Here is a 26,389-nt window from a genome sequence, read left to right as displayed (position 1 = left end):
TTCAGACGGCTTTTACTTTTAACGCATCCACAATCAACTTAAACACATTGGAATGCCCGCGGCGGCTGGGGTAATAGAGGTAAAGCGGTTCGTAAGTCATAGCATACTCAGGCAACAGCTCGACCAGGTGCCCCGAATTGAGTGCATCCGCCACGCTCATGTGTGCTATCCATGCAATGCCAAGGCCGTCTGAAACAGCTTGCTGACGCAGATGATTGTTGATGGAAAATTGCGATTTTGGTGTGAACGTAATCAGTTCTTTTTTGTATTTGAATTCCCACTGCATTTCCGCGCCGTGTTCGGCGGAGAGTTTTATGCCGATAAGGCGGTGTTGTTGCAGATCATCAATATTTTTCGGTGAACCATGTTGCGCCAAATAATCGGGCGAGGCAACCAATGCCATTTTGAGCGGTGCGGAAATTGGCACCGCAATCATCTCTTTCGCTACCTTGTTACCTAACCGAACGCCCATATCAAATCCTTCTTTCACAATATCTGCCCAACGATCGTCCACCACGATTTCCAAGCGGATTTTCGGGTATTGGTTCAAAATCGGCTTTAATTTTGGATACAACACGGCTTCCGCTGCCATCGCCGGGGCGTTGATGCGAATCAATCCCGATGGCATATTCAAAAAATCATTTAATGCATCGACTTCTTGGTTTATGGCTTGATAAAGTGGGAAAAGTTGGTCGAAAAGCTGTTGCCCAGCTTCGGTCAGTGACACATTGCGTGTAGTGCGGTTGAACAGACGCAGGCTCAGCCGCGTTTCTAAATTTTTCATGCTATGGCTCAACGCCGAAGAAGAAATCCCCAAAAGTTGCCCCGCTTTCACAAAACTCTGCGTTTGCGCCAACGTCAAAAAATAATTCAGTTCGTTAAAGTTCTGCATTTTCTCTTTAAACTCTCTTTTATTAGTGAGTTTAATTCATTACATAATAAAGCTAAACTATATTTATCTCAATAAAAACAAATCATAAAATGACTGCACTTTCATGAGAGTAAACAGAAGACAATATCCGTAAACATCACATCCTTTTTTTATAAATTATTTATTCTAGGAGTTAAAAATGAACATTTTATTATTAAACGGTGGTAAAGATTTCGGCCATTCGCATGGTGAGTTAAACCACACGCTTCACAAAAAAGCAAAAGAAGTTTTGACCGAACTTGGACACAATGTAAAAGAAACTGTGATTGATGCTGGCTATGATGTTGAGGCAGAAATCGAAAAATTCTTGTGGATGGATGCTGTGATTTGGCAAATGCCCAGTTGGTGGATGCATGAACCTTGGACAGTGAAAAAATACATAGATGAAGTATTTATCGCCGGACACGGAAAACTTTATCAACATGACGGCCGCCATCGTGTCAGCCCGACCGAAGGATTTGGCACAGGTGGTTTGCTGCATGGCAAAAAACACATGCTTTCGGTTACTTGGAATGCGCCGATTGAAGCATTCACCCGTGAAGGCGACTTTTTTGAAGGAAAAGGCGTGGATGACTTGTACATGCACTTTCATAAACTCAACGAATTCCTCGGTATGAGCCGTTTACCGACATTTATGTGTAACGATGTAATTAAAAATCCGCAAGTGGAAAAATACATAGCAGACTACCAAGCACACTTGGAAAAAGTGTTTGGTTAATGATAAAACATCAACTTGAAGCGGTGGGCTTTTGCCCACCATTTTGTCAGTCGCTAATTGGTACGAAATATGGCAAATCCGTGGCGCAAGTGATTACCCGCTGGCTGGTGGAACGCGACATCATCGTGTTGGCAAAATCCACCAAACCCGAACGCATAGCGGAAAACCTGAATGTCTTTAATTTTGCTCTCAGCGATGAAGACAAAGCAGAAATTGCCAAACTGGACGGCACGTTCGCTGCCATCGTCAATCACGACACGGTGGATAATTTGAAACGCATCGCTTCATGGAAAACGGGTGCGTAAGTGTAGCGATAGTAGTAGAGAAAATCTAAACGACTCAAACCGTTTTCTTGTTTTTATTTCGTTGAAAGCCCCTTTTCTAGACAACTTGAAACGTGCTTAATCGCTCAAAGGAGTACATGACATGCAACAACTACACACTCTGAAAGACATCGAACAGGCCATCGCCACACACCCTTTAGTATCACTGTACATCAAAGCCCCAATCTGCGGCGTTTGTACAGTCGTGGCCGCCCAGCTTGAGTCAGCTTTGGCGGAGGAAGGAAATGTGTATGCCGTAAAAGCCGATATTGCTGAAATACCCGAAATGGCCGGACGTTTCCACGTGCTGACTGCACCTGCATGGCTGCTTTTTTATCAAGGCAAGGAAGTTGAGCGGATGGCTCGCTTCATCCCTCAGGCACAAATGAAGCAGACATTGGCAAAATGGACAAAAGTAGCAGAAAGCGGGCATCAGTAACCGGTCTATCAATGTTTCAGACGGCTGCGGTCTTGATAATGATGCAAGTGGTCAAGTTTTTAAGATGATTTGCAAAACACTTAAAATTTTGACCGCTCTTTTTACGAAAAGGCCGTCTGAAACGGCTTGCAGACTGAGATAATGATTGATGAAACGCTGTGATTTGTACACTAAAACCATCTTTTGAAAATTCCCTTTGATTATTACCGGCGGCTTCCGTTCACAAAGCGCCATGGAAGATGCCTTATCCAGCGGCCATTTGGATTTGGTCGGCGTCACTCGCCCGTTTGCTTTGGTGCCCGATTTTGCAAACCAAATGCAAAACGGCACTTACCAAACCGTGCAAACCGACCGCATCCAAACAGGCGTGGTGTTTGTGATAAAAAAGCGGGCGCAATGTTGGAAATGAATTGGTATATGACGCAAATGGACTTGATTGGGCAAGGCAAGCAGCCCAATCCTAAATTGTCGGCGTGGAAAGTATTGCTGAAAACCTTGTGGGAAAACGGCAAAGCGGGTTTAAGTACTGGAAGATCTTGATAGGGTAAGCGGTCTAATTGTGAATTGAATTTGTAAAAACATCTAAAAATCTGACCGTACTTTAAAATCAAAAGATCTAAATATCCTCAATTTGAAATTGCTTACGCCAGCGATTCGGTGAAATTTTATGTTTTTTCAAGAAGTGCTGACGCAAGGTGGTATCGCTATGAAATCCACTTTGTTATGCAATATTAGTAATAGATAAATCTGTGCTTTCAAAAAGCTCTCTTGCTCGCTGTAGCTTTGCTTCAATTAACCATTTAACCATTGATCTAATGACATTCCAGTTGCTTTGCAAAAATGTTGGGTGAAAGTGCTACGGCTCATTTATAAATGTTCTGCAAGACTATCAGTCGAATGAAGTGCGGTCAGGTTTTAAAGTATTTTTGCAAATTGATTTCAAAATTTGATGTTTATGAATTTTAATTATCCCCTCAGCTTTTCTGCTAAAAAGTCTAAAAACACACGTAGGCGAAGGTTGACAGCTTTATCACTGTAATAAACAGCGTTGAAAGGGAGCGTTTCATCGGTGATGTGATTAGAAAGTAGGGGAATTAATTTTCCTTCAGCGATGTCATTGTCTACCAAAAAATCTGATAAGCAAGCGATACCACAACCTGAAAGGCACAATGACCGTAAGATTTCACCGCTGCTGGCGGTAAAGTGAGGTGAGATTTTATAGGGATTTCCTTGAGCATCTAAAACCGCCCATGTATTTAGACAACTAGGTTCAGTGAAGCCTAAACATTGATGGTTGGCTAGATCTTCAGTTGATTGTGGTGTGCCGTGTTTTGCCAAGTATTCTAGATTGGCGACTACGCGGAAGTAGCTATCAAACAGATGACGAGCACGTAACCCAGAATCATTCAATTCTCCAGCTCGTAAGGCAATATCGACCTTGCGTTCTATCAGATTGATATAGCCTTCGGAAGAAACTAGCGAAAGCTGGATATGTGGATAGTGTTCGTTGAATTTCGCTGCCAGTGGCATAAGCAGACGTAACACCATTGGCATAGCAGAATCTACTCATAATACGCCTTGAGGAACTTCGTGCACAGCCAACATTTCGGCTTCTGCCGCGGCCATTTCTTGTAGAATTTTCTGTACGCGACAAAAATATTGTAAGCCTTCTTCTGTTAGTCTTAGCTGTCTCGTGGTACGGTTGATTAGGTTCACACCCAATTTTTCTTCTAGCCTTTTCACCACACGACTTACCGCAGAATTTGCCATCGCTAGCTGCTTGGCTGCTCGGCTGAAACTGCCATTTTAGACTACTTGTACAAATACCGTTAATTCTTCAGAAGTTGTTTTCATTTTATTATTCTTTTTAACGCAAAAGAGTTTTTTTTATTTTTGTACTTTTTAAGTATAAAGTAAAACAGCATAATAAAGTCCTCTTTGGATTATTGTTTTAGGAGCAAAAGATGAATATTTTATTATTAGATGGTGGTAAAAATTTCGGACATTCGCATGGTGAGTTAAACCACACACTTCACAAAAAAGCGAAAGAAGTTTTGACCGCACTTGGACACAATGTAAAAGAAACTGTGATCGATGCTGGCTATGATGTTGAAGCAGAAATCGAAAAATTCTTGTGGATGGATGCCGTGATTTGGCAGATGCCAGGCTGGTGGATGCACGAACCTTGGACAGTGAAAAAATACATAGACGAAGTATTAACCGCTGGACACGGCAAGCTTTACCACAGTGATGGCCGTCATCGTGTCAATCCGACAGAAGGTTACGGCACAGGTGGCTTGTTGCAAGGCAAAAAACACATGCTTTCGCTTACTTGGAATGCGCCGATTGAAGCGTTCACCCGTGAAGGCGATTTCTTCGAAGGCAAAGGCGTAGATGCTGTGTACATGCCTTTCCACAAACTTAACGAGTTCATCGGCTTAACCCGTCTGCCAACATTCTTATGTAACGATGTGATTAAAAATCCACAAGTAGAACAATACTTAGCAGACTACCAAGCACATTTGGAAAAAGTGTTCGGATAATTACAAAATATTAGTTTAGAAGGTGAGCATTTTAGCTCACCTTTTTTATTTTTATCTAATCAAATTTCCTAACGGGGAGAGGGAAGAGGAATAGACTGGCTTTATATCAAACAAGCGGTCTAATTTTGAATTTGTAAAAACATCTAAAAATCTGACCGCACTTTAAAATAAAAAGATTTAAATATCCTCAATTTGAAACTGCTTACGCCAGCGATTCGGTGAAATTTTATGTTTCTTCAAGAAGTGCTGACGCAAGGCGGTATCACTATGAAATCCACTTTGTTCTGCAATGTCAGTAATAGATAAATCTGTGCTTTCCAAAAGCTCTCTTGCTCGCTGTAGCCTTGCTTCAATTAACCATTGATTTAATGACATTCCGGTTGCTTTGCGAAAATGTCGGGTGAAAGTGCTACGGCTCATTGACAAACGTTCTGCAAGACTATCAGTCGAATGAAGTGCGGTCAGATTTTCATTTAAATAAGCAAGCAACGCATTGATATTATGATTAGGTGTGGAACGAGAAATAGGTCGTTCGATAAATTGTGCTTGTCCGCCTTCACGATGAGGGGGGATAACCAGTATTCGGGCAATATGATTGGCAATTTTTACACCATATAATTTACGGACAATGGAAAGGCAACAATCCATGGAAGCTGCCGTTCCTGCTGAGGTAATCAGTCGATCTTGTTCTAAATAAATAGGATTTAAATCCCATTTCACCTGCGGAAAGCGACTAGTAAAATCACTATCTCCTAGCCAATGTGTAGTTGCTTTTTTGCCGTTAAGTAAACCACTGCACGCTAACACATAGGCACCATAACATAAACCCACTACTGTCGCACCACGTTGATACGCTTGCCGTAATGCTGTTAATAAAGCCTCACTCGGCATTACTTGAGTATCATGCCATCCAGTCATCACAACAATATCGGCATTATCCAACCATTCTAAACCTCCATCTAAATGTATGTGAAATAGCGAGTTTGTCAGGTTGTCCGAATCGCTAACGATTTTACAGTCAAATAACGGCTTGCCGTTTAAATCCGACATAGAAAAAACGGAATATGCCATCGCAAAATGAATGGGCATCATTTGTTCATACACAATCAAAGCAACTGTGGGTGTATTCATTTTATTCTCCTACTTTGATATGAGCATAACACAGAAATGACCCGATTATTACGTTTATTGATTTTTTATCCATTTTTACGCAATCTTGTTCTCACTATAATATGTTTATTCATTCAATAACGTATAGAAAAGGAAAAACAATGAACTTAAAAACCTTAATTAGCACTACAGCATTGGCTATTAGCGCAAATACTTTCGCCGTAGATCTTGCCTCTAAAAACACTGATAGCTACCAACATATCCGCAATGCTACTGGTCGCCTGAACTACGCAGGGAAAACTTTTTTAATTGACCCGATGCTTGCTGAAAAAGGACGTTATGCAGGCTTTGAAGGAACATTAAATAGCCATTTGCGTAATCCACTTGTGGAATTGCCGATGAAAGCAGAAGATACTTTTAAAGATGTTGATGCCATTATTTTAACTCATACACATGAAGATCATTGGGATGAGGTTGCACAAAAAATTTTACCTAAATCCATCAAAATTTTTGTGCAACATGAACGGGATGGCGACTTACTCAAAGCGCAAGGTTTTACTAACATAACCAGTTTATCGCTAGAAAAACCGGTGGAGTTCGAAGGTATTATTTTAAATAAAACCGGCGGTTCTCACGGCACAACGGAAATGTACGCTGTACCACAATTAGCCGAGATTTTAGATGAGGCGATGGGCGTAACATTCCAAGCGAAAGACCATCCAACGGTTTATTTGGTTGGTGACACAGTTTGGACTGCCGAAGTAAACAAAGCCATTAATCGTTATAAACCTGATGTAATGATTATGAACACAGGTGATGCGCGTACCTTAGCTTTTCCGAATGATGGCATTATTATGGGGTTACAAGATGTTGCTCATGCTCGTAACATGCTACCAAATACAAAACTTATCACGGTGCACATGGATGCAGTAAATCATATGTCTGTTTACCGTAAGGATTTACGCCAATTTGTCCAAGCAAATAAGCTTGAAAATGTAGCAATTCCAGAAGATGGTGAAACAGTGAAGTTTTAAAAACAAGTGGTTGAGTTCTTAGGATAATTCACAAAAAACACCTAAAAATTTAACCGCACTTCGTTATATAAAAGCCGTCTGAATTTTCAGACGGCCTTTGATTATAGCCAGGCAAAGTCAGGCTATAAAAACCATACGCTATGCGTATGGAGACAAATAGCTTAAGCGATGAACAGAAAAAAATCCTCGCTATATAATGAACAAGGCTGACAACCAAAATTCAACATATAGGAGGATTATTTACCCCTCGTAGCGTGCATCTTGATGCACGACCGAATCACGCACGGAACGTTATTTAACCCTTTCGGGCATTCACGATTTCGTGCAACAAGTTGCACGCTACAATTCTTAAACCGACAGAATGCCCGATTATTCACAGCGACCAAGGTGTATTGTATGGCACGGCGGAATGGGTAAAGATGTTGGAGGGTAAAGCGGTGCAAAGTATGAGTCGCCGAGGAAATTGCTACGATAATGCGGTGATTGAAAGTTTTTTTGCGATACTAAAATCAGAGTGCTTTTACTCTCGGACTTATCATTCAATTGCTGAATTACAGGCTGAAATTGAAGAATATTTAGTGTATTACAACCAAAAACGAATTAAACTTGCTTTCAAAGGGTTGAGCCCGGTGCAATACCGAGCTCAATATTTAAGTTAACTAACCTGTCTAACTTTTGGGGGGCAGATCAAAGTGCGGTCAAAACCACGATTAATAATTTGATTGATTTCCTTTTGAACCCTATTAAACATTCAATATCCTAGCCATTTTTACTAATATGCCTTACAATTTGGCACATAATTTATTACAATGCATTTGTTATGTTACGTCTAAATCTGAGATTTTTATATTTTCTGCTCTGCATAAGCTAAAGTGTAGAATTACAGGCTGCGCCAAGTATTCCAACATTTTTAACTGAAAATGGCTTAACTTATTGCACCCACGCTTCAGGTTTTTCATTTAATCCACAAACTGATGTTACTCGTCGCTTAGTCGAAAGCTATTTTGGCAAAATTTTAGATGAAACCGCTTGACTCACTAAGGAAAGGAAAAATGAACACTCGTCCCTTTTATTTCGGACTTATATTTATTGCGATTATCGCTATACTTGCTAACTATTTAGGAAACACTGATTTTTCCCATCATTATCATATCAGTGCTTTAATTATTGCCATCTTGCTGGGAATGGCAATCGGCAATACCATTTATCCGCAATTTTCAACACAAGTGGAAAAAGGCGTGTTATTTGCGAAAGGCACGCTTCTTCGCACTGGCATTGTGTTGTATGGTTTCCGCCTCACTTTTGGCGATATTGCCGATGTAGGATTAAATGCTGTTGTCACTGATGCGATTATGCTAATTTCAACCTTCTTTTTTACCGCACTTTTAGGCATTCGTTATCTAAAAATGGATAAACAATTAGTTTATCTCACTGGGGCTGGATGTAGTATTTGTGGTGCGGCAGCGGTTATGGCGGCAGAGCCTGTTACCAAAGCAGAATCTCATAAAGTTTCAGTAGCGATTGCCGTAGTGGTCATTTTCGGGACGCTTGCTATTTTTACTTACCCCTTTTTCTACACTTGGTCACAACATTTAATTAATGCTCATCAATTCGGTATTTATGTTGGCTCTAGCGTGCATGAGGTGGCTCAAGTTTATGCGATTGGGGAAAATATTGATCCTATCGTGGCAAATACTGCCGTCATTTCCAAAATGATCCGAGTGATGATGCTCGCCCCATTTTTATTAATGCTTTCTTGGTTATTAACACGTAGTAATGGAGTATCAGAAAATACATCACACAAAATTACAATTCCTTGGTTTGCTGTACTTTTTATTGGTGTTGCGATTTTTAATTCTTTTGATTTATTACCAAAAGAACTTGTAAACTTATTAGTTGAAATCGATTCTTTCTTATTAATTTCAGCGATGGCTGCGCTCGGCTTAACTACACAAGCAAGCGCAATCAAGAAAGCAGGATTAAAACCTCTGATTTTAGGAATACTAATTTATTTATGGCTAGTGGTTGGTGGATTTTTAGTGAATTATGGAATATCAAAATTAATATAAAATTCACTTAAGATTGACCGCACTTTGATCTGCACCCCAAAACCTGGACCCCACGATAGCGCGCGTTTCCTAACGCGTGCCTGAAAATCAATTTCGTTTGATTCAGATTTTTACTATTTTCATGAATAACTTCAATTTGCTTATTTTTTAGATAGATAAAACTACGCGTCAGAAGGGGGGGCTATCTGGGGAGCCGTTGGTAAAGCCAACGTTCAGAATCCTTTTGATTTTATGACCGCACTTTTTTGTCATTAGAAGAAAATGAAGAACTTAAACAGGTAATCACTTTATCGCCAAATATCACTTTTCCGGTAAACTTTATTCGTGAGCTTGCCTCGGGATTTTGCTAACTCCGAAACCACAATAGATTGTAATGGCACAAGCGAGGACGCTTGCGCTATCAGGGGGAAAGAATGAAGGATTTGCTCTCTTGGTAGTCGTTCCTGCTGTTTGCCGGCATGCTGGCGGTAACGTATTCCACCCGCCTTATTGGTTTTTTCGCCTTGCGCAACCGTACCTTAAGCCGCCGCGCACAAATCGTGATGGAAGCTGCGCCGGGTTGCATGTTGATTTACGTCATCGCGCCTTATTTCGTGTCCAACAAACCGCACGAATTGATTGCCATTGCACTGACCGTGCTTGCCGCAAGCAGGTTTTCCATGTTGGTTACCGTGTTGATCGGCGTCGGCAGTTCTGGGCTGTAGGGGTATTTGATGCGGTAGTCGACTGCGTTTTCGTGATACCGGTTACACTTGTTTTCAGACGACCTTTCTCTTTCAGACGACCTTATCTTGTTATAATGTCGTCTGAAATTTTTTATAAAGCAAAATCATGGCAAACCAAAGACTCATCTACGGCTTCCACGCCGTCAACGCCCGCCTGTGGCAAAACCCGAAATCGATTACCGAACTCTACGTCCAAGAAGGCAAAAACGATGCCCGCACGCGCGACGTGTTGGATAAAGCGGCAAACGAAAACGTGCGCGTATACTTTGTCATCGCCGTCGCCATCACTACCCGTTGCGAAAGCTGCATCAGCGTACATGCCGCCGCAGCCGCCAAAGCGGGCGCGACTGAAAGCGAAATCGCCGGCGCGCTGGCAACCGCTATCGCCCTGAACGCAGGCGCAGCCTACACTTACGCCCTGCGCGCATTGGAAGCGGTTGATGCGCAGCGTTGATTTTGTCTCAAAGGGTCGTCTGAAAACCACTCCCGTTTCAGACGACCCTTTTGCTGACGGGCATTGCTTTTTGCCGCCGAACCGTTTAGATTGATGTTTTTATTCAACCGTTTGGAGAAACAACCATGAAAAAATTACTGACTGCTGCGCTGACTGCCGCCGCACTCGTCCTTCCTGCCGCCGTATCCTATGCCGCGCCCGCTGCTAAAGCCGCCAGCGCTTCACATAGCGGCGATGCCGCCCGACAAACCGATTCCCGACAAAGTTCAGCCATGAATCAAACCCATACCGCCGTCAGCAAATACAGCTTCGACGATACCGTCCGCCGTTTGGAAACCGCCGTTAAAGAAAAAGGCATGACCGTGTTCGCCGTCATCGACCACCAAGCCGCAGCGCGACAAAGTGGTTTGGACATGCAGCCCGCGAAAGTCATCGTTTTCGGCACGCCCAAAGCCGGCACACCGCTGATGCAAAAAGACCCCGCCTTCGCCCTGCAACTGCCGTTGCGCGTCCTCGTTACCGAAGCTGACGGCGCAGTCCAAGTCGTATTCAACGATACGCGCGCGCTGGTGTCGGGCAGCAAAATAGAGTTCGCCGAAGTGGAAAACACACTCGCCAATGCGGAAAAGCTCATCCGTAAAACGGTAACGGAATAAGGTTCGCCCAAATCCGAAGGTCGTCTGAAAACCTGAGCAAACCCTGAACTGCACCCCAAAAGTTGGACATCCCCTCCAACTCACAAGGTGCAGTTTTTTTATGAGCAAATATACATTACACTTCAAATACCAAGCCGTACTCCACTACCTGCATATACGCAGCCAACAGCGTACCGCAGATCATTACGGCATCTCCCGAACCCACCTGCGACGATGGATACGCGCCTATCAAGAAGGCGGCATCGGCGCACTCGAACATCCCCACGATAGCGCGCGTTTCCTAACGCGTGCCTGAAAATCAATTTCGTTTGATTCAGATTTTTACTATTTTCATGAATAACTTCAATTTGCTTATTTTTTAGATAGATAAAACTACGCGTCAGAAGGAGGGGCTATCTGGGGAGCCGTTGGCAAAGCCAACGTTCAGAATCCTTTTGATTTTATAACCGCACTTTTTTGTCATTAGAAGAAAATTGAAGAACTTAAACAGGTAATCACTTTATCGCCAAATATCACTTTTCCGGTAAACTTTATTCGTGAGCTTGCCTCGGAATTTTGCTAACTCCGAAACCACAATAGATTGTAATGGCACAAGCGAGGACGCTTGCGCTATCAGGGGGACTTCGACGGTGATGGCTTATGTGGTGTTGGTTATCGTGTTTGTGTCACTGTTTGAATACCTGATTACCAAGCCTTTGGAAATTTTGTTTATGCCGTGGAGAAGGTGATGCTCTGTCTTGAAAACGTGCGTTTTGAAATTCTCCGTGACCCCATCGTGCACGATTTCAGTTTGAACCTGCAACATGGCGAAGTGAAAGCTTTGTTCGGGCCGAGCGGCTGTGGCAAGACGACGGTTTTGCGTTTGATTGCGGGCTTGGAAACGCCGAAATCGGGCACGATACGCAATACTTTCCGCAAAACGGGTTTTCTGTTTCAGGAAAACCGCCTGCCGGAAAACTTGACCGCGATGCAGAATATCGCTATTTTTATGGACAAACCCGATGAAGGCGAAATCATCGCGCTGGCGGCGAAAGTCGGGCTGACTGCGGGCGATTTGAACAAATATCCGACCGAATTGTCCGGCGGCATGGCGAAACGGGTAGCATTTTTGCGCCTGCTGCTGTGCGGCTGCGACCTTGCCTTGCTGGACGAGCCGTTCGTCGGTTTGGACCGCGATTTGCGCGATATTTTGGTCGCCATGCTGGTGGAAAAAATCGAGCGGCAGGGCATGGCGTGTATGCTGGTAACGCACGACCGCTTCGAAGCCGCATGCCTGAGCCATGAAATAATGCTGCTTTCCACTAAGGGCATGAACGTGCAAAATGTGATTACCCTGCCTACGCCGCTGTCCGAACGCGATTCGGCTTTTGAAGAAGCCGTGGTGGCAAGAGAGTTTCAGGGGATTCATTATTATGAGTGATAGGAATTTAAATTTCTGACAAACCTTGCGGTTCGTTGCCCTCTCCCTACCCCTCTCCCACGGGGAAAGGGGATCAGGTTTCTCAAAATCAGAGAACCGTAGAATTGGGAATCAGATGTCAGGTAAACCTGAAAATGTTCAGGCTCGACAGCCCAATTCCCTCTCCCCCTGGGAGAGGGCTAGGGAGAGGGTAAGCAAGCCGCAGGCTTGCCTCTTTAGCGAAAGATACGAATCTGTTATCCGAACGCGATTCGGTTTTTGAAAAAGCCGTGGTGCCAAGGGGGCAGGGGATTCATTATGAGGTGCTTTATGTTTTCGACTGTGATTACTGCTGCTGTTTTATATATTGCTACAGCAGTAGATTTGTTGGTAATACTATTAATATTTTTTGCTAGAGCAAATACTAGAAAAGAATATCGAGATATTTATATCGGACAATATTTAGGTTCTGTAATTTTAATATTAGTTAGTTTATTTCTAGCTTTTGTTTTGAATTATGTTCCGGAAAAATGGGTGTTGGGTTTATTAGGTTTAATACCGATTTACTTAGGTATTAAAGTTGCTATTTACGACGATTGTGAGGGCGAAAAAAGAGCTAAAAAAGAATTGGATGAAAAAGGGTTGTCAAAATTAGTCGGTATTGTTGCTTTGGTTACAGTTGCTAGTTGTGGTGCAGATAATATTGGACTTTTTGTTCCTTACTTTGTGACTTTAGATCTTGTCGACTTATTAGTTACTCTTCTTGTATTTTTAATATTGATTTTTGTTTTAGTATATACAGCACAAAGATTGGCTAATATTTCAGGTGTTGGTGAAATTGTAGAGAAGTTTAGTCGTTGGATAATGGCTGTTATTTATATTGGTTTAGGGTTATTTATTATTATTGAAAATAATACAATTCAAACAATAATATCAATAATATGAATGATACGGGCATTTGAGTATCTGACAAACCTTCAGCTTGCTTCTTCAATACAAGATACAACCCTGTCCGCCCAATAAATCCATATCTGAAAGCATCTTCATGCAGAATTAAGCCAAACCATGAATAAGTTTTTCACCCACCCCATGCGGCCGTTTTTCGTCGGTGCGGCGGTGCTTGCCATACTCGGCGCGTTGGTGTTTTTCATCAGCTCCGGTGCCGTCATTTTGAAATGAAACCAAATCAAAGCCGATTGAACCGTCGTCCACTTGGGTACGACCATCACGTCCGCCGGTTGCTGTTGCTGAAGTTTTGTAGAAAATTTTCATAATGTTTTCCTCAGTTTAATATTGGTTAATATGTTTTGGCGTACCGCCGTTGAAAGTGAGTTCATTATATTGGACGGCAATATGAAGTGTTATATGATTTATCCAAATTACTTGCCTATTTCTACAAGATTATGTTTTCAACTGAAACGATAGAACGCTTATTAAAAGTTATTCCACATAACGAAACCTATTCATCTCCAATTAAAGGCTTGGTGATTCGCCATGCCGATCAGCCGTTTTGCTATGAAGGTATTATTCAAGAACCAAGCATTTGCATCGTGTTAAGTGGCGAACGTGAAATACAACTAGGTGAACAATGCTATCGATTTGACAATCAACACTTTATGTTCTGCCCAGTCAATGTACCGATGCGTGGTGAGACTAAATATGCAGAGCCGCAAAAGCCGTTTTTAGTGATTTCGATGAAAATTGATATTGAGAGCGTTAGCAAGATTTTATTAGCAAATCCAAACCTTGCAGATGATGTTCAAAAGGGCGACGAAGGTTTTGCACAATGGCATCTAGATGAATCTCTCAAAAATGCTGTTGAACGTCTATTTCTATTGCACGAAAATCCAAAAGATATTGAATTTCTTGCACCACTTATCCAACAAGAAATCTACTATCGGTTGCTTACTGGTGAGCAAGGATATAAACTTAAAGCGATGGTAAGCATTGGATCTCATACGCAAAAAATTGCCCAATCCACCCACTATCTACAACAGCATTTCAGTGAAACCATTACCGTGGAAACCTTGGCAAATCTGAGCGGCATGTCATTATCTGGTTTTCACAGCCATTTTAAGAAGATAACCAGCCTTTCACCGCTGCAATATCAAAAATCCTTACGTCTAATGGAAGCCAGACGACTGATCTCACAAGAAGGGAGAGGCATTACCGAGGCAGCTTACCAAGTCGGCTACGAATCGCCTAGCCAATTCAGCCGTGAATACAAACGCTATTTCGGGCATGCGCCAAAGGGGGATATTAAATAGATGAGGCTTAAAGATAGGTTCAAAAACACTTAAAAATTTGACCGCTCTTAGTCATAAAAAATCCATCTTCAATACGAAGATGGATTTTTTGTTTATTTCGTTGAGATTGTTATTATTTAACAACTTCCCCACAAATCATATTCATCAGAATTTGTGATGGTTACTTTAATCACGTCACCGACTTTTACATTCATTCCGCTTAAATTATCTACATAAACTAACCCGTCAACTTCAGGGGCATCTGCTTTGGAGCGGCCAATAATGCCGTCTTCGTCAATTTCATCCACTAATACATCAAGAGTTTTACCGATTTTTTGTTTTAAACGGTTTGCAGAAATTTCCTGTTGTAATTGCATAAAACGATGGAAACGTTCTTCTTTCACATCTTCTGGTACTTGGTCAGCCATCTCTGTTGCAGGTGCGCCTTCAACGGGGCTGAATTTGAAACAGCCTACGCGATCAAGTTGAGCTTCTTTTAAGAAATCGAGCAATAATTGGAAATCTTCTTCTGTTTCACCAGGGAAACCGACAATAAAGGTGGAGCGCAATGTTAAATCTGGGCAAATTTCACGCCATTGTTTAATGCGTTCTAAAGTGCGGTCAATACTGCCCGGTCTTTTCATTGCTTTTAAGATTTTCGGGCTGGCGTGTTGTAATGGAATGTCTAAATACGGCAAGAGCGTGCCGTCAGCCATTAATGGAATTAAATCATCCACATGCGGATAGGGATACACATAATGTAAGCGAACCCAAATGCGAAGTTTGCCAAGCTGTTTACAAAGCGTCATTAAATCATTTTTAATTGGCATGCCATTCCAGAAAGCCGTTTTTACTCCGCCCTCTTGGCGTTTTAAATCCATGGAATAAGCGGAAGTATCTTGCGATACCACAAGTAATTCTTTTACGCCTGCTTCGGCCAAACGTTTTGCTTCGTCTAAAACTTGCGTAATAGAACGGCTTTCTAAATCACCACGCATAGATGGAATAATACAGAACGTACAACGGTGATCACAGCCTTCAGAGATTTTCAAATAGGCATAATGTTTTGGTGTGAGTTTTACGCCTTGTTTTGGTACTAAGCTGGTGTAAGGGCTATGTGTTGGTTTTGGCACGTATTTGTGAACTTGCGCCATCACTGTTTCATAACTATGTGGGCCGCTGACTTCCAAAACTTTAGGATGCACTTCACGAATTTGGTCTTCTTTTGCCCCCAAACAGCCAGTTACAATGACGCGTCCATTTTCTTCCAATGCTTCGCCAATGGCTTCGAGTGATTCCTGCACGGCACTATCAATAAAGCCACAAGTGTTCACAATCACTAAATCAACATTTTCATAGCTTGGCACAATATTGTAACCATCGGTGCGTAGTTCCGTTAAGATTCGTTCAGAATCTACTAAGTTTTTTGGGCAACCAAGGCTTACAAAGCCAATGCTTGGGGTTGAATTTTGCATAAAAATAACCGTTCTTTCGCTCTATAAAATTTCAAACGCAAGATTTTACTCAATTTTCGCAAGAAAGGCGATAAATTAAAGGCTTGGAAGGGTAAAGATTTTAAGCTAAGTGATGTAGAATAGACGATTATGTCGTACTCATTTTTATCATTATGGAAAATTCATCTTTACTTTTAACCGCACTTTTCGATCCTTATCACTTAATTATTTTTAGCAAAATGCTATTGGCGATGGTGCTTGGCAGTGTTATTGGCTTAGAGCGTGAGCTTAAGCGCAAACCTGTGGGTGTAAAAACTTGCGCCATTATTGCCGTCACCACTTGTGTGCTAACCATTGTTTCGATTCAAGCCGCAGAGCATTATGCGCAAGTTTCAGAAAATATTCGTACGGATCCGATGCGTCTTGCGGCTCAAGTGATTAGCGGCATCGGTTTTTTAGGTGCAGGAGTGATTTTGCATAAGAAAAATGATGCGATTTCAGGTTTAACCACTGCGGCGATTATTTGGGCTTCTGCGGGGATCGGTATTGCCGCTGGTGCGGGCTTCGTGTTTGATGCGGTCATTGCGACGGTGATGATTTTGGTGTCTATTCGATTAAGTCCGTTGGTACAACGTTGGGTTCATCGTAAATCACAACGTCGTCGGACAAAATTCAATATTCTTGTCAATAGTGCAGAAAGTATTGGAAAAGTCACCCAATTGTTAGTAAACAATCAGTATCGTATTGAACATATACAGGTGAAAGATCAAAGTAGTGGTGAAGTGCGGCTACAAATTCGCTGTTTTTCCATTGATTCCACAATGTTGAAAGATGCGTATGCATTGTTGAAAGCGGAAGAAGGTGTGATAAGTGTCGAAGTAGATAACTAGAAAAAGAGCGGTCAAATTAAATTTTCTTTTAAATTGACTGCTCTTTTTTATTTCTTATTTAATTTCTTTCGCAAAATGTAAATTTCCATGAAAAATACTTGATTTTGCTAACGCTATCTTGTAATTAATAATTCTATTTAAACACAACGAACTAAGGAAACAATAATGAAAAATGTAGGCTTTATCGGCTGGCGCGGAATGGTGGGTTCCGTATTAATGGATCGTATGTTGCAGGAAAATGATTTTGCGAATCTTAATCCCGTATTTTTTACAACTTCACAAGCAGGTCAAAAAGCCCCTGTATTTGGTGGCAAGGATGCAGGCGAACTTAAAAATGCATTCGATATTGAAGAACTGAAAAAATTAGACATTATCGTGACTTGCCAAGGAGGCGATTACACCAATGAAGTCTATCCAAAATTAAAAGCAACAGGTTGGGACGGTTATTGGGTTGATGCCGCTTCTGCACTACGCATGAAAGATGACGCAATTATCGTGCTTGATCCGGTAAATCAACATGTGATTTCTGAAGGGTTGAAAAAAGGCATTAAAACTTTCGTGGGCGGGAACTGTACCGTAAGCTTAATGCTTATGGCTATCGGCGGTCTATTTGAAAAAGATTTGGTGGAATGGATTTCTGTGGCAACTTACCAAGCGGCTTCAGGTGCTGGCGCAAAAAATATGCGTGAATTACTTTCACAAATGGGTTTATTAGAAAAATCCGTAAGCGCAGAATTAGCCGATCCGGCCTCTTCTATTTTAGACATTGAACGTAAAGTCACCGCTGAAATGCGCGCTGACAGCTTCCCAACAGAAAACTTTGGTGCCGCATTAGGTGGCAGCTTAATCCCTTGGATTGACAAACTTCTTCCAGAAACCGGACAAACTAAAGAAGAATGGAAGGGTTATGCAGAAACCAACAAAATTTTAGGTTTAAGCGACAATCCAATTCCTGTGGATGGTTTATGTGTGCGTATTGGTGCATTACGTTGCCATAGCCAAGCATTCACTATTAAACTGAAAAAAGACTTACCATTAGAAGAAATCGAACAAATTATTGCATCACATAATGAATGGGTGAAAGTGATTCCAAACGACAAAGAAAGTACATTGCGTGAATTAACGCCAGCTAAAGTAACGGGTACATTAAGCGTACCGGTTGGTCGTTTACGTAAATTGGCAATGGGACCAGAATACTTGGCTGCCTTTACTGTGGGTGACCAATTATTATGGGGGGCAGCAGAGCCAGTTCGCCGTATCTTAAAACAATTGGTTGCATAATTGGCAGAGTGCGTGAAGTAAAATCTCACGCACTTTTTCTTTCTTTTGTATGCGTTGATGTATCCCATCTAAAAACTTATGAATCGAGAATCCTACTTTACTCAATTTGTCTTTACCAAACTGTTACCTTTTTTTAATCAATTTTCAACGCAATATTTCACTGGCAAAAATAATGTTCAAATCGCTTATCGTCATTTAATCCACGCAAAAAGTGCGGATAGAAAATTGATGATTTTAGTGAATGGTCGTGCTGAAAATATGTTGAAATGGTCAGAGCCAGCTTATGATTTTTATCATCAAGGCTATGATGTGTTGCTATTTGATCACCGTGGTCAAGGCTATTCAACCCATTTGTTGAAGGATTCTGAAAAAGGGCATTTAGACGAATTTCGTTTCTATGTCGATGATATGGCGAAAATCATCGAAAAAGTAACCGCACTTTTCAGCTATTCAACGCAGCATTTGCTTGCTCATTCAATGGGCGCATTGATTGCAACCTATTATTTGGCTAATTATGATCATCGCATTAATAAAGCCGTGCTTTCTTCGCCTTTTTACGGTATTCCTTTAAAACACCCTATTAGAGATGAACTGATTATTGCCCTAATGAATATGTTAGGGCAGAGCGAGCGTTATGTTTTTGGTAAAGGGGCTTATCAACAAGCCCACTTGGAATACAATGAACTAAGTTTCTGTAAAAACAGAATGAAATGGATGAATCGTGTTAATCGTAAGAATCCAGCAATTCATCTTGGCGGACCAACGTTCCGTTGGGTACATTTGTGTTTGAATGCCATTAAACGTTTGCCGAAAGTTATTCCTAAGATTGAAATTCCAATCCTAATTTTACAAGCCGAAAAAGAAAAAATAGTAGATAACAAAAATCTTGAAAAATTAACCGCACTTTTTCCGAATGCTCAGTGTAAAGTTGTATTGAACGCGAAACATGAGGTGTTATTTGAGCAAGATGAATTAAGACGGGAAACAATATCTAAGATTTTAGTATTTTTGAATGATGAGTAGATTTTTATTCAAGAATATATTTAATGTGTAGATAAAATATTCAAACAGGTACGTTTTTCAAAAAATGGTTTGACATATTTTCTAAAAAACGTATTATACCGCTCACACCGATCGTGGTGAGATGGCCGAGCAGGCTGAAGGCGCTCCCCTGCTAAGGGAGTATGGGGTTAAAAAGCTCCATCGAGGGTTCGAATCCCTCTCTCACCGCCATTGTTTGTTTTATTTATTCTGCACCCGTAGCTCAGCTGGATAGAGTACTCGGCTACGAACCGAGCGGTCAGAGGTTCGAATCCTCTCGGGTGCGCCATTTTAAAACGGCTCTATCTTATTAAATTGGTTATGAATAATTAAAGCATCATCTACGCACCCGTAGCTCAGCTGGATAGAGTACTCGGCTACGAACCGAGCGGTCAAAGGTTCGAATCCTTTCGGGTGCGCCATTTCATTTTATTCAAGTCTATTGATTTCTACTTACTTTCTAATAATCACAGTATTTGTTATATTGTAATTATCTATTATTTGTAAAATTTTAAATTATGACAAGACAATCTTTGCCTCGTGGTTTTAGTTTATTTTCCTGGGGATTAGCTATTTTTTGTGCCCCTGTATTGTTATGTCCGATGGCTCTGTTGCTTTCAACTACATTTGATAAAAATCCTAGCTTGGAAACTTGGCAAGTTAATTTATTCTCAATATTTTTTTGGATTTATCCTATTATTCTTGCGGTAGTAGCTCGAATTTTATATCGTCTACATCATAGAAAGCCAAAATTGGCTTTTAAATTATTGGTATTAAGTGCGGTCATTTTTTATATAGCTTTAATTACGATTTGTAAAATCGGTTTATAAAAAAATCCTGCGATAAAACGTAGGATTTTTTTATGCTATTTTATTTTTTCTTTGTTGGTCGTTGCCAATCTTGAATATGGCGTTGAGGAACTCGTGTAATCACTAATTCATTTTCACTTACATCGCGTGTAATTGTTGTCCCAGCACCAATAGTTGCGCCATTTGCGACTTTCACTGGCGCGACTAATTGTGTATCAGATCCCACAAATACATCATCACCGATGATCGTTTTAAATTTATTTGCGCCATCGTAATTACAGGTGATGACACCCGCACCAATATTACAATTTGAGCCGATTTCTGAATCGCCAACATAGGTTAGGTGATTTACTTTAGAACCTTTACCAACGGTAGATTTTTTAATTTCTACAAAGTTACCGACATGTGTTTCAGCTGCGAGTTTCGCACCTGGGCGTAAACGAGAAAATGGACCAATTGCGGCTTTTTCTCCCACCACAGAATCTTCTAGCACAGAATAGGGTTTTATTTCTACATCATTGCCAATAACAACATTTTTTAATACGCAACCTGCGCCAATTTTTACGCGATCGCCGAGTTTAACACTACCTTCGATAATAACGTTAATGTCGATCTCCACATCTTTCCCATGTTCTAATGTTCCACGCAGGTCAAAGCGAGCGGGATCGTAGATCATTACGCCTTCAAGCAATAATTTGGAGGCTTGTTTATTTTGGAAATAACGTTCAAGTGCGGCTAATTGTAAGCGATTATTTGCACCTTCAACTTCCATGACATCTGTTGCTTGTACCGCAACAACTTGGCAATTATCCTGGTTGGCGAGAGCAATAAGATCCGTTAAGTAATATTCGCCTTGAGCATTATTATTGCCTACACGAGCTAACCATTTTTTGAAACTTGCACCATCGGATACCATAACGCCAGTATTTACTTCTTTAATATTTAGTTGATCAGCATTTGCATCTTTTTGTTCTACAATTGCTACAACATTGCCATTTTCACGGATAATTCTCCCATAGCCTGTTGGGTTATCTAAATTTACGGTAAGCAATGCAATGCCATTTTCTGGTTTTGCTTTAATTAACTTTTCTAATGTTTCTTTAGTTATTAATGGAGCATCGCCGTAAAGTACAACAATATTTTCGTTATCCTTAAAGAAAGGTGCCGCTTGTTGAACTGCATGTGCAGTACCAAGTTGTTCTGTTTGTAATACCCAATTTACTTGTTCATTTGCAAGATGGCTACGCATTAAGTCCCCACCGTGGCCATAGATTAAATGAATATTTTCTGCGCCTAATTGATGAGCAGTATCAATTACATGTTTTACCATTGGTTTACCAGCTATTGTATGTAGTACTTTTGGTAAATCGGAATACATGCGCGTTCCTTTTCCGGCTGCTAAAATTACCGCACTTAATGCTTTTGTAGTCATAGATTTTCTCTTTATTTATCAGTAATAATGGGAAATATTTTATCGTAGAAAGGAGAAGATGATAAGTTTTTAAATGAAGGAAGTTACGGCTTTTTAGATAGGAAAAAACCGATGGTTTCCCATCGGTTTTCAGAATTTTAAAGTGGTTAAAATAGAAATTATTTAATTTCTACTTGTGCACCCGCTTCTTCTAATTCTTTCTTAAGTGCTTCAGCTTCTTCTTTAGAAACACCTTCTTTTAATGCTGCTGGAGCAGATTCAACTAAATCTTTAGCTTCTTTTAAGCCTAAACCAGTTGCACCACGTACTGCTTTGATTACTGCTACTTTGTTAGCACCAGCTGCTGCAAGAATTACGTCGAATTCAGTTTTTTCTTCTGCTGCCGCTGCGCCGCCTGCTGCTGGAGCTGCTGCTACTGCTGCCGCTGCTGAAACACCGAATTTTTCTTCCATCGCTGCGATTAATTCAACGATTTCAGTTACAGTTTTTGAAGCAATCGCTTCAATGATTTGTTCGTTAGTTAATGACATAACAATCAATTCCTAAAATAAATAAAGTTAGATGAAGTAAGAAACGCTTAATGATTAAGCTGCTTCTTGTAATTTGTCGCGTAATGCCGCGAAGGTGCGAGCAAGTTTGCCTGCTGCAGCTTCTTTCATTGTGCCCATTAAACGTGCAATCGCTTCTTCGTAAGTTGGTAATGTTGCCAAGAATTCAACATCTTGGATTTTACCTTCAAAGGCTGCACCTTTAATTTCAAACTTATCGTTTGCTTTAGCAAACTCTTTGAACAAACGAGCAGCTGCGCCCGGGTGTTCATTAGAGAACGCGATAAGTGTTGGACCTACAAACGTATCTTTTAAGCATTCGTAATCTGTGCCTTCAACTGCGCGACGTAATAAAGTATTACGAACTACACGCATTGTAACGCCAGCTTCACGTGCTGATTTACGTAATTCAGTCATTTTTTCAACAGTTACACCGCGAGAATCCGCGATTACTGCTGAAAGTGCACCTTTGGCTGCTTCATTTACTTCAGCAACAATTGCTTGTTTGTCTTGAAGATTTAATGCCATTGGCTTTTAGCTCCTGAATACACTCCGATTACTCGGAATTAATTTACCTAATCCTAAGACTAGGATGACTTCGGCGCCCAGAAGCAAGAAAAATTCTTATTCTGTTCACCATCTACGTAGGATAATTAAGATTACTCCCCTACGGTCTTGGATGGGGCTTGAATAGGTCAAGCACCAACCAGAAATTTGTTAGATTGACTAACACAGGCGCAGGATTATAGAGAAAAGCTATGTTTTTGTAAAGAATATTGTTGGAAAAAGAGCCAAATTCCTATGATAGCTTCTCTACTAATTCCACTGCGGCTCCAATATAAGTAGCGGGTGTTAATTTTTGTAAACGTAATTTTTCTTCTTGTGGAATATCCAACTTATCAATAAATTCACGCATAGCCTGTTCTGTCACTCGTTTACCTCGCGTTAATTCTTTTAATTTTTCGTAAGGTTTTTCTATTCCATAGCGGCGCATTACGGTTTGAATTGGTTCAGCCAAAACTTCCCAGTTTTGATTGAGTTCTTCTAATAAGTGCGGTTGATTTACTTCAAGTTTACTGATGCCTTTGCGGGTTGAAGCATAAGCGATCAAACAATAACCTAATCCTACGCCTAAATTACGTAATGCGGTTGAATCCGTTAAGTCACGCTGCCAGCGAGAAATTGGTAACTTTTGACCTAAATGGGTCATCACTGCATTCGCTAACCCTAGATTGCCCTCTGAGTTTTCAAAATCAATTGGATTGACTTTGTGTGGCATGGTAGAAGAACCGATTTCGCCTGCAATAGTCCGTTGTTTAAAGTGATTTAATGCAATGTATCCCCATAAATCACGATCAAAATCAATGATAATGGTATTAAAGCGAACTACAGCATCAAAAAATTCAGCGATGTAATCGTGCGGCTCAATTTGTGTGGTATAAGGATTCCATTGAATACCTAATGAAGTGACAAATTCTTCGCTGAATTTATGCCAATCAATATTAGGATATGCCGATAAATGCGCGTTGTAGTTACCTACCGCGCCATTGATTTTACCTAAGATTTCCGCATTTTGGAGTTGTTTAAATTGACGTTTTAGGCGGTAAACGACATTCGCTATTTCTTTGCCTACGGTGCTTGGTGAAGCTGGCTGGCCATGTGTGCGAGAAAGTAATGGAATTGTTTTATATTCTTCTGCAAGACGAGTGATTTCATCAATCAGTTTTTTCCATTCTGGTAAAATCACTTCATCACGAGCGGTACTTAACATTAATGCGTGAGAGAGGTTGTTAATGTCTTCTGAGGTGCAAGCGAAGTGAATAAATTCGGAAACGTTTACTAGCTCCACTTCATTTTGAATTTTCTCTTTCAGAAAATACTCAACGGCTTTCACATCATGATTAGTTGTGCGTTCAATTTCTTTAATACGCGCCGCATCAGTTTCACTAAAATTAGCCACAATTCCATCTAAAAAAGCATTTGCTTGCGTAGAAAATGGCGGTACTTCAGTAATCTCTGCCGTTGAAGCTAATTTTTGTAACCAACGAACTTCCACAGCTACACGGAATTTCATTAACCCGAATTCGCTAAAAATAGCGCGTAATGGAGTTACTTTATCTTGATAACGACCATCAAGAGGGGAAAGTGCGGTCAGTGTAGAGAGTTGCATAAATGTTTGCTCCAGAATTGTATTAATAAATAGAAGAATAAATCTGTTTTGCGGTGGCAAGTAATTTTCTGCGGAAAAATAAAATTTGCCATTTTGTTCCACCCATTTGTTTCCACAGCACGGCAGAGCGAATTCCTGCAAGTAAAACTGCACGAATTTTATTTTGTACGAGTTCTTGTCGCAAATAATCAGGTGAGCCTAGGATATGAATTTTTTTGCCCAATGGGCTAATAACGTCGCTGTAAATATTTGCCATAATAGATAGCATTGTTTCACTATCGCGAGCGTAATGAATTTCCTGTTCTTTTAGGCGAGAAATTCGATTGCCTAATGTTTGTTTAGCATCGGGATTTTTCGATAATTTTCCTTCTAACGCCAAAAGGCTTAACCAATAGCGAGTTAAATTTTGATCGCCTTGTGCATTGAGCTGATGAATTAAGGTTTCTAGACCTAATTTTAAATGACGAACTTCTCCACCAAAAACATCTTCGATTCGTTGTGGTTGGGTAATGAAAAGGCTATTAAGTGCGGTTAAAAATGTATCTGAATCTGCTCGACTTTCTGTTGCAAGTTGATGAACCAATTTTGCTGATTGGCACACTCCAGCAAGGGCAAGAACAATATCATGGTAGTTTTTCATTAGGAAATATTAGGAAAACGTTTTCGTTAAATATAGCATTTTTAACCTAGCTTTTGAACTCGAACATTAAAAAAGCCTAGAGTTTCTGGTATGATGTGCGAACAGTTTTAAGGTATTAAGGATTGATTATGGCAAAACCAATTGTTTTTAGTGGCGTGCAGCCTTCTGGTGAATTAACTATCGGAAATTATTTGGGCGCGTTGCGCAACTGGGTGAAAATGCAAGAGGATTATGAATGTATTTTCTGCGTAGTTGATTTACATGCGATCACTGTTCGTCAAGATCCTGTTGCCCTTCGCAAAGCAACGCTTGATGTGCTTGCACTTTATTTGGCATGCGGAATTGATCCAAATAAAAGTACTATTTTTGTTCAATCTCATGTTCCAGAACACACGCAATTAGGCTGGGTGTTAAACTGCTACACTTATTTCGGTGAAATGAGTCGAATGACGCAATTCAAAGATAAATCGGCGCGTTATGCAGAAAATATTAACGTAGGTTTGTTTGATTATCCTGTGTTAATGGCGGCGGATATTTTACTTTATCAAGCAAAAAGCGTGCCTGTTGGTGATGACCAAAAACAACACTTAGAAATTACGCGTGATATTGCAAATCGCTTTAATGCGCTCTATGGCAATATTTTCACTATTCCTGAAATTTTCATTGGAAAAGCAGGTGCGCGTATTATGTCATTGCAAGAGCCTGAAAAGAAAATGTCAAAATCAGATGATAACCGCAACAATGTAGTGACACTTTTGGAAGAACCAAAATCTGTGGCGAAGAAAATTAAACGTGCCGTAACAGATTCAGATGAGCCACCTGTTGTTCGTTATGACGTGCAAAATAAAGCGGGGGTATCCAATCTTTTAGATATTCTTTCTGCGGTTACGGATAAGCCAATTGCTGATCTTGAAAAAGAATTTGAAGGTAAAATGTACGGACATTTAAAAACAGCAGTAGCAGATGAAGTCTCAACCCTACTTGCTGGTTTACAAGAACGTTTCCATCAATATCGTAATGATGAAGCTTTATTAGATAATATCTTACGACAAGGAGCGGAAAAAGCTCGTGCAAAAGCGCAAGAAACCTTGGTGAAAGTGTATGAGGCAGTAGGTTTTGTTGCTGCAAAATAATCTGAATAAAAGGGATAATATTATGGCGATTCAAACTGAAAAACCGATTGAATGTGTAGGTTGTAACACATTTGATATGAAATCACTTTTCGATAATCGTGATTGTAGTCAGTTTATTGAATATGTTTATGACAGTGAGGAACAAGCGCAAGAAGCGCTCGCATTTTTTACTCAGAAAGCGCGTGATGTAGAAAGTGAACCTTGTGAAATTCAATCTGAAATTACAAAAGTGGATGATGGTTATTTATTAAAGGCAGATTTTACTTTCTGTTGCCAAGCTGAATTGGTGATTTTTCAAATGCGTATTGCGTAAGAAAAACAGCTGAAAAATAAGCCGCACTTTT

Annotated in this window: 28 protein-coding genes, 3 tRNA genes and 6 pseudogenes; 26 read left to right on the top strand and 11 right to left on the bottom strand. The window is 40.6% G+C overall.

Features of this window, described 5'->3' with window-relative positions; all coding sequences use genetic code 11:
• Position 1: 1 nt before the first annotated feature.
• Positions 2-892, bottom strand: coding sequence for a LysR family transcriptional regulator (locus tag KP710_RS07175; RefSeq protein ID WP_111407786.1), 891 nt, complete (start codon positions 890-892; stop codon positions 2-4).
• A gap of 178 nt (positions 893-1,070) precedes the next feature.
• Between KP710_RS07175 and KP710_RS07170 the strand changes: the two genes are divergently transcribed.
• The 4 genes and pseudogenes from KP710_RS07170 to KP710_RS09540 form a co-directional block, all read left to right on the top strand.
• On the top strand, positions 1,071-1,649 hold the full coding sequence (locus KP710_RS07170) for an NAD(P)H-dependent oxidoreductase (protein WP_048953296.1): 579 nt from the start codon (positions 1,071-1,073) through the stop codon (positions 1,647-1,649).
• Entirely contained in the window at positions 1,649-1,954 is a 306-nt protein-coding gene (locus tag KP710_RS07165; protein ID WP_207929724.1) for an aldo/keto reductase, read from the top strand. Before KP710_RS07170 ends, KP710_RS07165 begins: the two co-directional genes overlap by 1 nt.
• Positions 1,955-2,075: 121 nt before the next feature.
• Positions 2,076-2,411, top strand: coding sequence for a thioredoxin family protein (locus tag KP710_RS07160; RefSeq protein ID WP_111315152.1), 336 nt, complete (start codon positions 2,076-2,078; stop codon positions 2,409-2,411).
• Between the two features lie 193 nt (positions 2,412-2,604).
• Positions 2,605-2,951 (top strand): annotated as a pseudogene (locus KP710_RS09540) (NADH oxidase); the annotation flags it as partial.
• 76 nt (positions 2,952-3,027) lie between these two features.
• Here the strand turns inward: KP710_RS09540 and KP710_RS09535 are convergent.
• Together KP710_RS09535 and KP710_RS07150 are read right to left on the bottom strand one after the other, a co-directional pair.
• Positions 3,028-3,326: pseudogene (locus KP710_RS09535) on the bottom strand (helix-turn-helix domain-containing protein); the annotation flags it as partial.
• Positions 3,327-3,377: 51 nt separating this feature from the next.
• Positions 3,378-4,265 (bottom strand): annotated as a pseudogene (locus tag KP710_RS07150) (LysR substrate-binding domain-containing protein).
• A 110-nt stretch (positions 4,266-4,375) separates the two neighbouring features.
• Here KP710_RS07150 and KP710_RS07145 point away from each other — a divergent pair.
• Positions 4,376-4,954, top strand: coding sequence for an NAD(P)H-dependent oxidoreductase (locus KP710_RS07145; RefSeq protein ID WP_048953293.1), 579 nt, complete (start codon positions 4,376-4,378; stop codon positions 4,952-4,954).
• 177 nt (positions 4,955-5,131) lie between these two features.
• Here the strand turns inward: KP710_RS07145 and KP710_RS07140 are convergent, their stop codons facing one another.
• Positions 5,132-6,085: a GlxA family transcriptional regulator gene (locus KP710_RS07140; RefSeq protein WP_048953292.1), complete on the bottom strand. Its 954-nt coding sequence runs from the start codon at positions 6,083-6,085 to the stop codon at positions 5,132-5,134.
• A gap of 140 nt (positions 6,086-6,225) precedes the next feature.
• On the opposite strand from KP710_RS07140, the gene KP710_RS07135 reads away from it, so the two are divergent.
• The 11 genes and pseudogenes from KP710_RS07135 (at position 6,226) to KP710_RS07090 (ending at position 13,346) form a co-directional block, all read left to right on the top strand.
• Complete coding sequence (locus KP710_RS07135) at positions 6,226-7,098, top strand: MBL fold metallo-hydrolase (RefSeq protein ID WP_048953291.1); 873 nt, start codon at positions 6,226-6,228, stop codon at positions 7,096-7,098.
• A 332-nt stretch (positions 7,099-7,430) separates the two neighbouring features.
• On the top strand, positions 7,431-7,757 hold the full coding sequence (locus KP710_RS07130) for an IS3 family transposase (RefSeq protein ID WP_133253120.1): 327 nt from the start codon (positions 7,431-7,433) through the stop codon (positions 7,755-7,757).
• A 393-nt stretch (positions 7,758-8,150) separates the two neighbouring features.
• The gene (locus KP710_RS07125; protein ID WP_065244871.1) at positions 8,151-9,167 is read left to right on the top strand and encodes a YeiH family protein; all 1,017 of its coding nucleotides are present in this window, start codon (positions 8,151-8,153) and stop codon (positions 9,165-9,167) included.
• A 443-nt stretch (positions 9,168-9,610) separates the two neighbouring features.
• Positions 9,611-9,871, top strand: a complete 261-nt coding sequence (locus KP710_RS07120; protein WP_226385942.1) for an AzlD family protein — start codon at positions 9,611-9,613, stop codon at positions 9,869-9,871.
• A gap of 127 nt (positions 9,872-9,998) precedes the next feature.
• Positions 9,999-10,151: pseudogene (locus tag KP710_RS09530) on the top strand (RNA methyltransferase substrate-binding domain-containing protein); the annotation flags it as partial.
• Between the two features lie 12 nt (positions 10,152-10,163).
• Positions 10,164-10,346, top strand: a pseudogene (locus KP710_RS09525) (carboxymuconolactone decarboxylase family protein); the annotation flags it as partial.
• A 125-nt stretch (positions 10,347-10,471) separates the two neighbouring features.
• Positions 10,472-11,002 (top strand): DUF302 domain-containing protein, encoded by a 531-nt coding sequence (locus tag KP710_RS07110; protein WP_048952635.1) that lies wholly within the window; start codon positions 10,472-10,474, stop codon positions 11,000-11,002.
• A 100-nt stretch (positions 11,003-11,102) separates the two neighbouring features.
• A complete protein-coding gene (locus tag KP710_RS09520; RefSeq protein WP_204371006.1) occupies positions 11,103-11,297 on the top strand; it encodes a helix-turn-helix domain-containing protein in 195 nt (64 codons plus the stop codon).
• Between the two features lie 304 nt (positions 11,298-11,601).
• Positions 11,602-11,730, top strand: a pseudogene (locus tag KP710_RS07100) (ABC transporter permease); the annotation flags it as partial.
• Complete coding sequence (locus tag KP710_RS07095) at positions 11,730-12,422, top strand: ATP-binding cassette domain-containing protein (protein WP_181153943.1); 693 nt, start codon at positions 11,730-11,732, stop codon at positions 12,420-12,422. The pseudogene KP710_RS07100 and the gene KP710_RS07095, both read left to right, overlap by 1 nt.
• A gap of 309 nt (positions 12,423-12,731) precedes the next feature.
• A complete protein-coding gene (locus KP710_RS07090) occupies positions 12,732-13,346 on the top strand; it encodes a CadD family cadmium resistance transporter (RefSeq protein WP_003766668.1) in 615 nt (204 codons plus the stop codon).
• 108 nt (positions 13,347-13,454) lie between these two features.
• Here KP710_RS07090 and KP710_RS07085 read toward each other — a convergent pair whose 3' ends face one another.
• The gene (locus tag KP710_RS07085) at positions 13,455-13,673 is read right to left on the bottom strand and encodes an OsmC family protein (protein WP_046943022.1); all 219 of its coding nucleotides are present in this window, start codon (positions 13,671-13,673) and stop codon (positions 13,455-13,457) included.
• A 131-nt stretch (positions 13,674-13,804) separates the two neighbouring features.
• Here KP710_RS07085 and KP710_RS07080 point away from each other — a divergent pair, with 131 nt between their 5' ends.
• On the top strand, positions 13,805-14,668 hold the full coding sequence (locus tag KP710_RS07080) for an AraC family transcriptional regulator (protein ID WP_111407853.1): 864 nt from the start codon (positions 13,805-13,807) through the stop codon (positions 14,666-14,668).
• 116 nt (positions 14,669-14,784) lie between these two features.
• Here the strand turns inward: KP710_RS07080 and rimO are convergent, their stop codons facing one another.
• Positions 14,785-16,122 carry a 30S ribosomal protein S12 methylthiotransferase RimO gene (rimO, locus tag KP710_RS07075; protein ID WP_048953347.1) on the bottom strand — a complete coding sequence of 446 codons (1,338 nt, stop codon included), beginning with the start codon at positions 16,120-16,122 and terminating at the stop codon, positions 14,785-14,787.
• 152 nt (positions 16,123-16,274) lie between these two features.
• On the opposite strand from rimO, the gene KP710_RS07070 reads away from it, so the two are divergent.
• From KP710_RS07070 to KP710_RS07040, 7 genes are all read left to right on the top strand, one after another.
• Positions 16,275-16,991 carry an MgtC/SapB family protein gene (locus KP710_RS07070; protein ID WP_048953346.1) on the top strand — a complete coding sequence of 239 codons (717 nt, stop codon included), beginning with the start codon at positions 16,275-16,277 and terminating at the stop codon, positions 16,989-16,991.
• A gap of 165 nt (positions 16,992-17,156) precedes the next feature.
• Positions 17,157-18,272: an aspartate-semialdehyde dehydrogenase gene (gene asd / locus KP710_RS07065; protein ID WP_048953345.1), complete on the top strand. Its 1,116-nt coding sequence runs from the start codon at positions 17,157-17,159 to the stop codon at positions 18,270-18,272.
• Between the two features lie 78 nt (positions 18,273-18,350).
• The gene (locus tag KP710_RS07060; protein ID WP_048953344.1) at positions 18,351-19,295 is read left to right on the top strand and encodes an alpha/beta fold hydrolase; all 945 of its coding nucleotides are present in this window, start codon (positions 18,351-18,353) and stop codon (positions 19,293-19,295) included.
• Positions 19,296-19,410: 115 nt separating this feature from the next.
• Positions 19,411-19,505 (top strand) — tRNA-Ser (locus tag KP710_RS07055).
• 20 nt (positions 19,506-19,525) lie between these two features.
• Positions 19,526-19,602, top strand: a tRNA-Arg gene (locus KP710_RS07050).
• 56 nt (positions 19,603-19,658) lie between these two features.
• A tRNA-Arg gene (locus KP710_RS07045) sits at positions 19,659-19,735 on the top strand.
• Between the two features lie 96 nt (positions 19,736-19,831).
• A complete protein-coding gene (locus KP710_RS07040; RefSeq protein ID WP_065265519.1) occupies positions 19,832-20,143 on the top strand; it encodes a DUF5389 family protein in 312 nt (103 codons plus the stop codon).
• Between the two features lie 40 nt (positions 20,144-20,183).
• Here the strand turns inward: KP710_RS07040 and glmU are convergent, their stop codons facing one another.
• The 5 genes from glmU to hflD all read right to left on the bottom strand — a co-directional run bounded on the left by glmU (position 20,184) and on the right by hflD (position 24,912).
• Entirely contained in the window at positions 20,184-21,554 is a 1,371-nt protein-coding gene (gene glmU, locus KP710_RS07035) for a bifunctional UDP-N-acetylglucosamine diphosphorylase/glucosamine-1-phosphate N-acetyltransferase GlmU (RefSeq protein WP_215771036.1), read from the bottom strand.
• A gap of 158 nt (positions 21,555-21,712) precedes the next feature.
• Entirely contained in the window at positions 21,713-22,084 is a 372-nt protein-coding gene (rplL, locus tag KP710_RS07030; protein ID WP_009501111.1) for a 50S ribosomal protein L7/L12, read from the bottom strand.
• 54 nt (positions 22,085-22,138) lie between these two features.
• Positions 22,139-22,630 (bottom strand): 50S ribosomal protein L10, encoded by a 492-nt coding sequence (gene rplJ / locus KP710_RS07025; RefSeq protein ID WP_005626605.1) that lies wholly within the window; start codon positions 22,628-22,630, stop codon positions 22,139-22,141.
• A gap of 271 nt (positions 22,631-22,901) precedes the next feature.
• A complete protein-coding gene (gene purB / locus KP710_RS07020; protein WP_140449784.1) occupies positions 22,902-24,272 on the bottom strand; it encodes an adenylosuccinate lyase in 1,371 nt (456 codons plus the stop codon).
• Positions 24,273-24,294: 22 nt separating this feature from the next.
• Positions 24,295-24,912, bottom strand: coding sequence for a high frequency lysogenization protein HflD (gene hflD, locus KP710_RS07015; protein WP_005638526.1), 618 nt, complete (start codon positions 24,910-24,912; stop codon positions 24,295-24,297).
• A 128-nt stretch (positions 24,913-25,040) separates the two neighbouring features.
• On the opposite strand from hflD, the gene trpS reads away from it, so the two are divergent.
• Entirely contained in the window at positions 25,041-26,045 is a 1,005-nt protein-coding gene (trpS, locus tag KP710_RS07010) for a tryptophan--tRNA ligase (protein ID WP_140449785.1), read from the top strand.
• Between the two features lie 22 nt (positions 26,046-26,067).
• Positions 26,068-26,358, top strand: coding sequence for a YfcZ/YiiS family protein (locus KP710_RS07005; RefSeq protein ID WP_140449786.1), 291 nt, complete (start codon positions 26,068-26,070; stop codon positions 26,356-26,358).
• Positions 26,359-26,389: the final 31 nt, after the last annotated feature.

This window comes from Haemophilus sp. SZY H35 (genome assembly GCF_018829705.1).
Lineage (GTDB): Bacteria > Pseudomonadota > Gammaproteobacteria > Enterobacterales > Pasteurellaceae > Haemophilus > Haemophilus haemolyticus_K.
The sequence above is the reverse complement of the archived record's forward strand: the minus strand, read 5'-3'. Positions and strand labels throughout refer to the sequence as shown.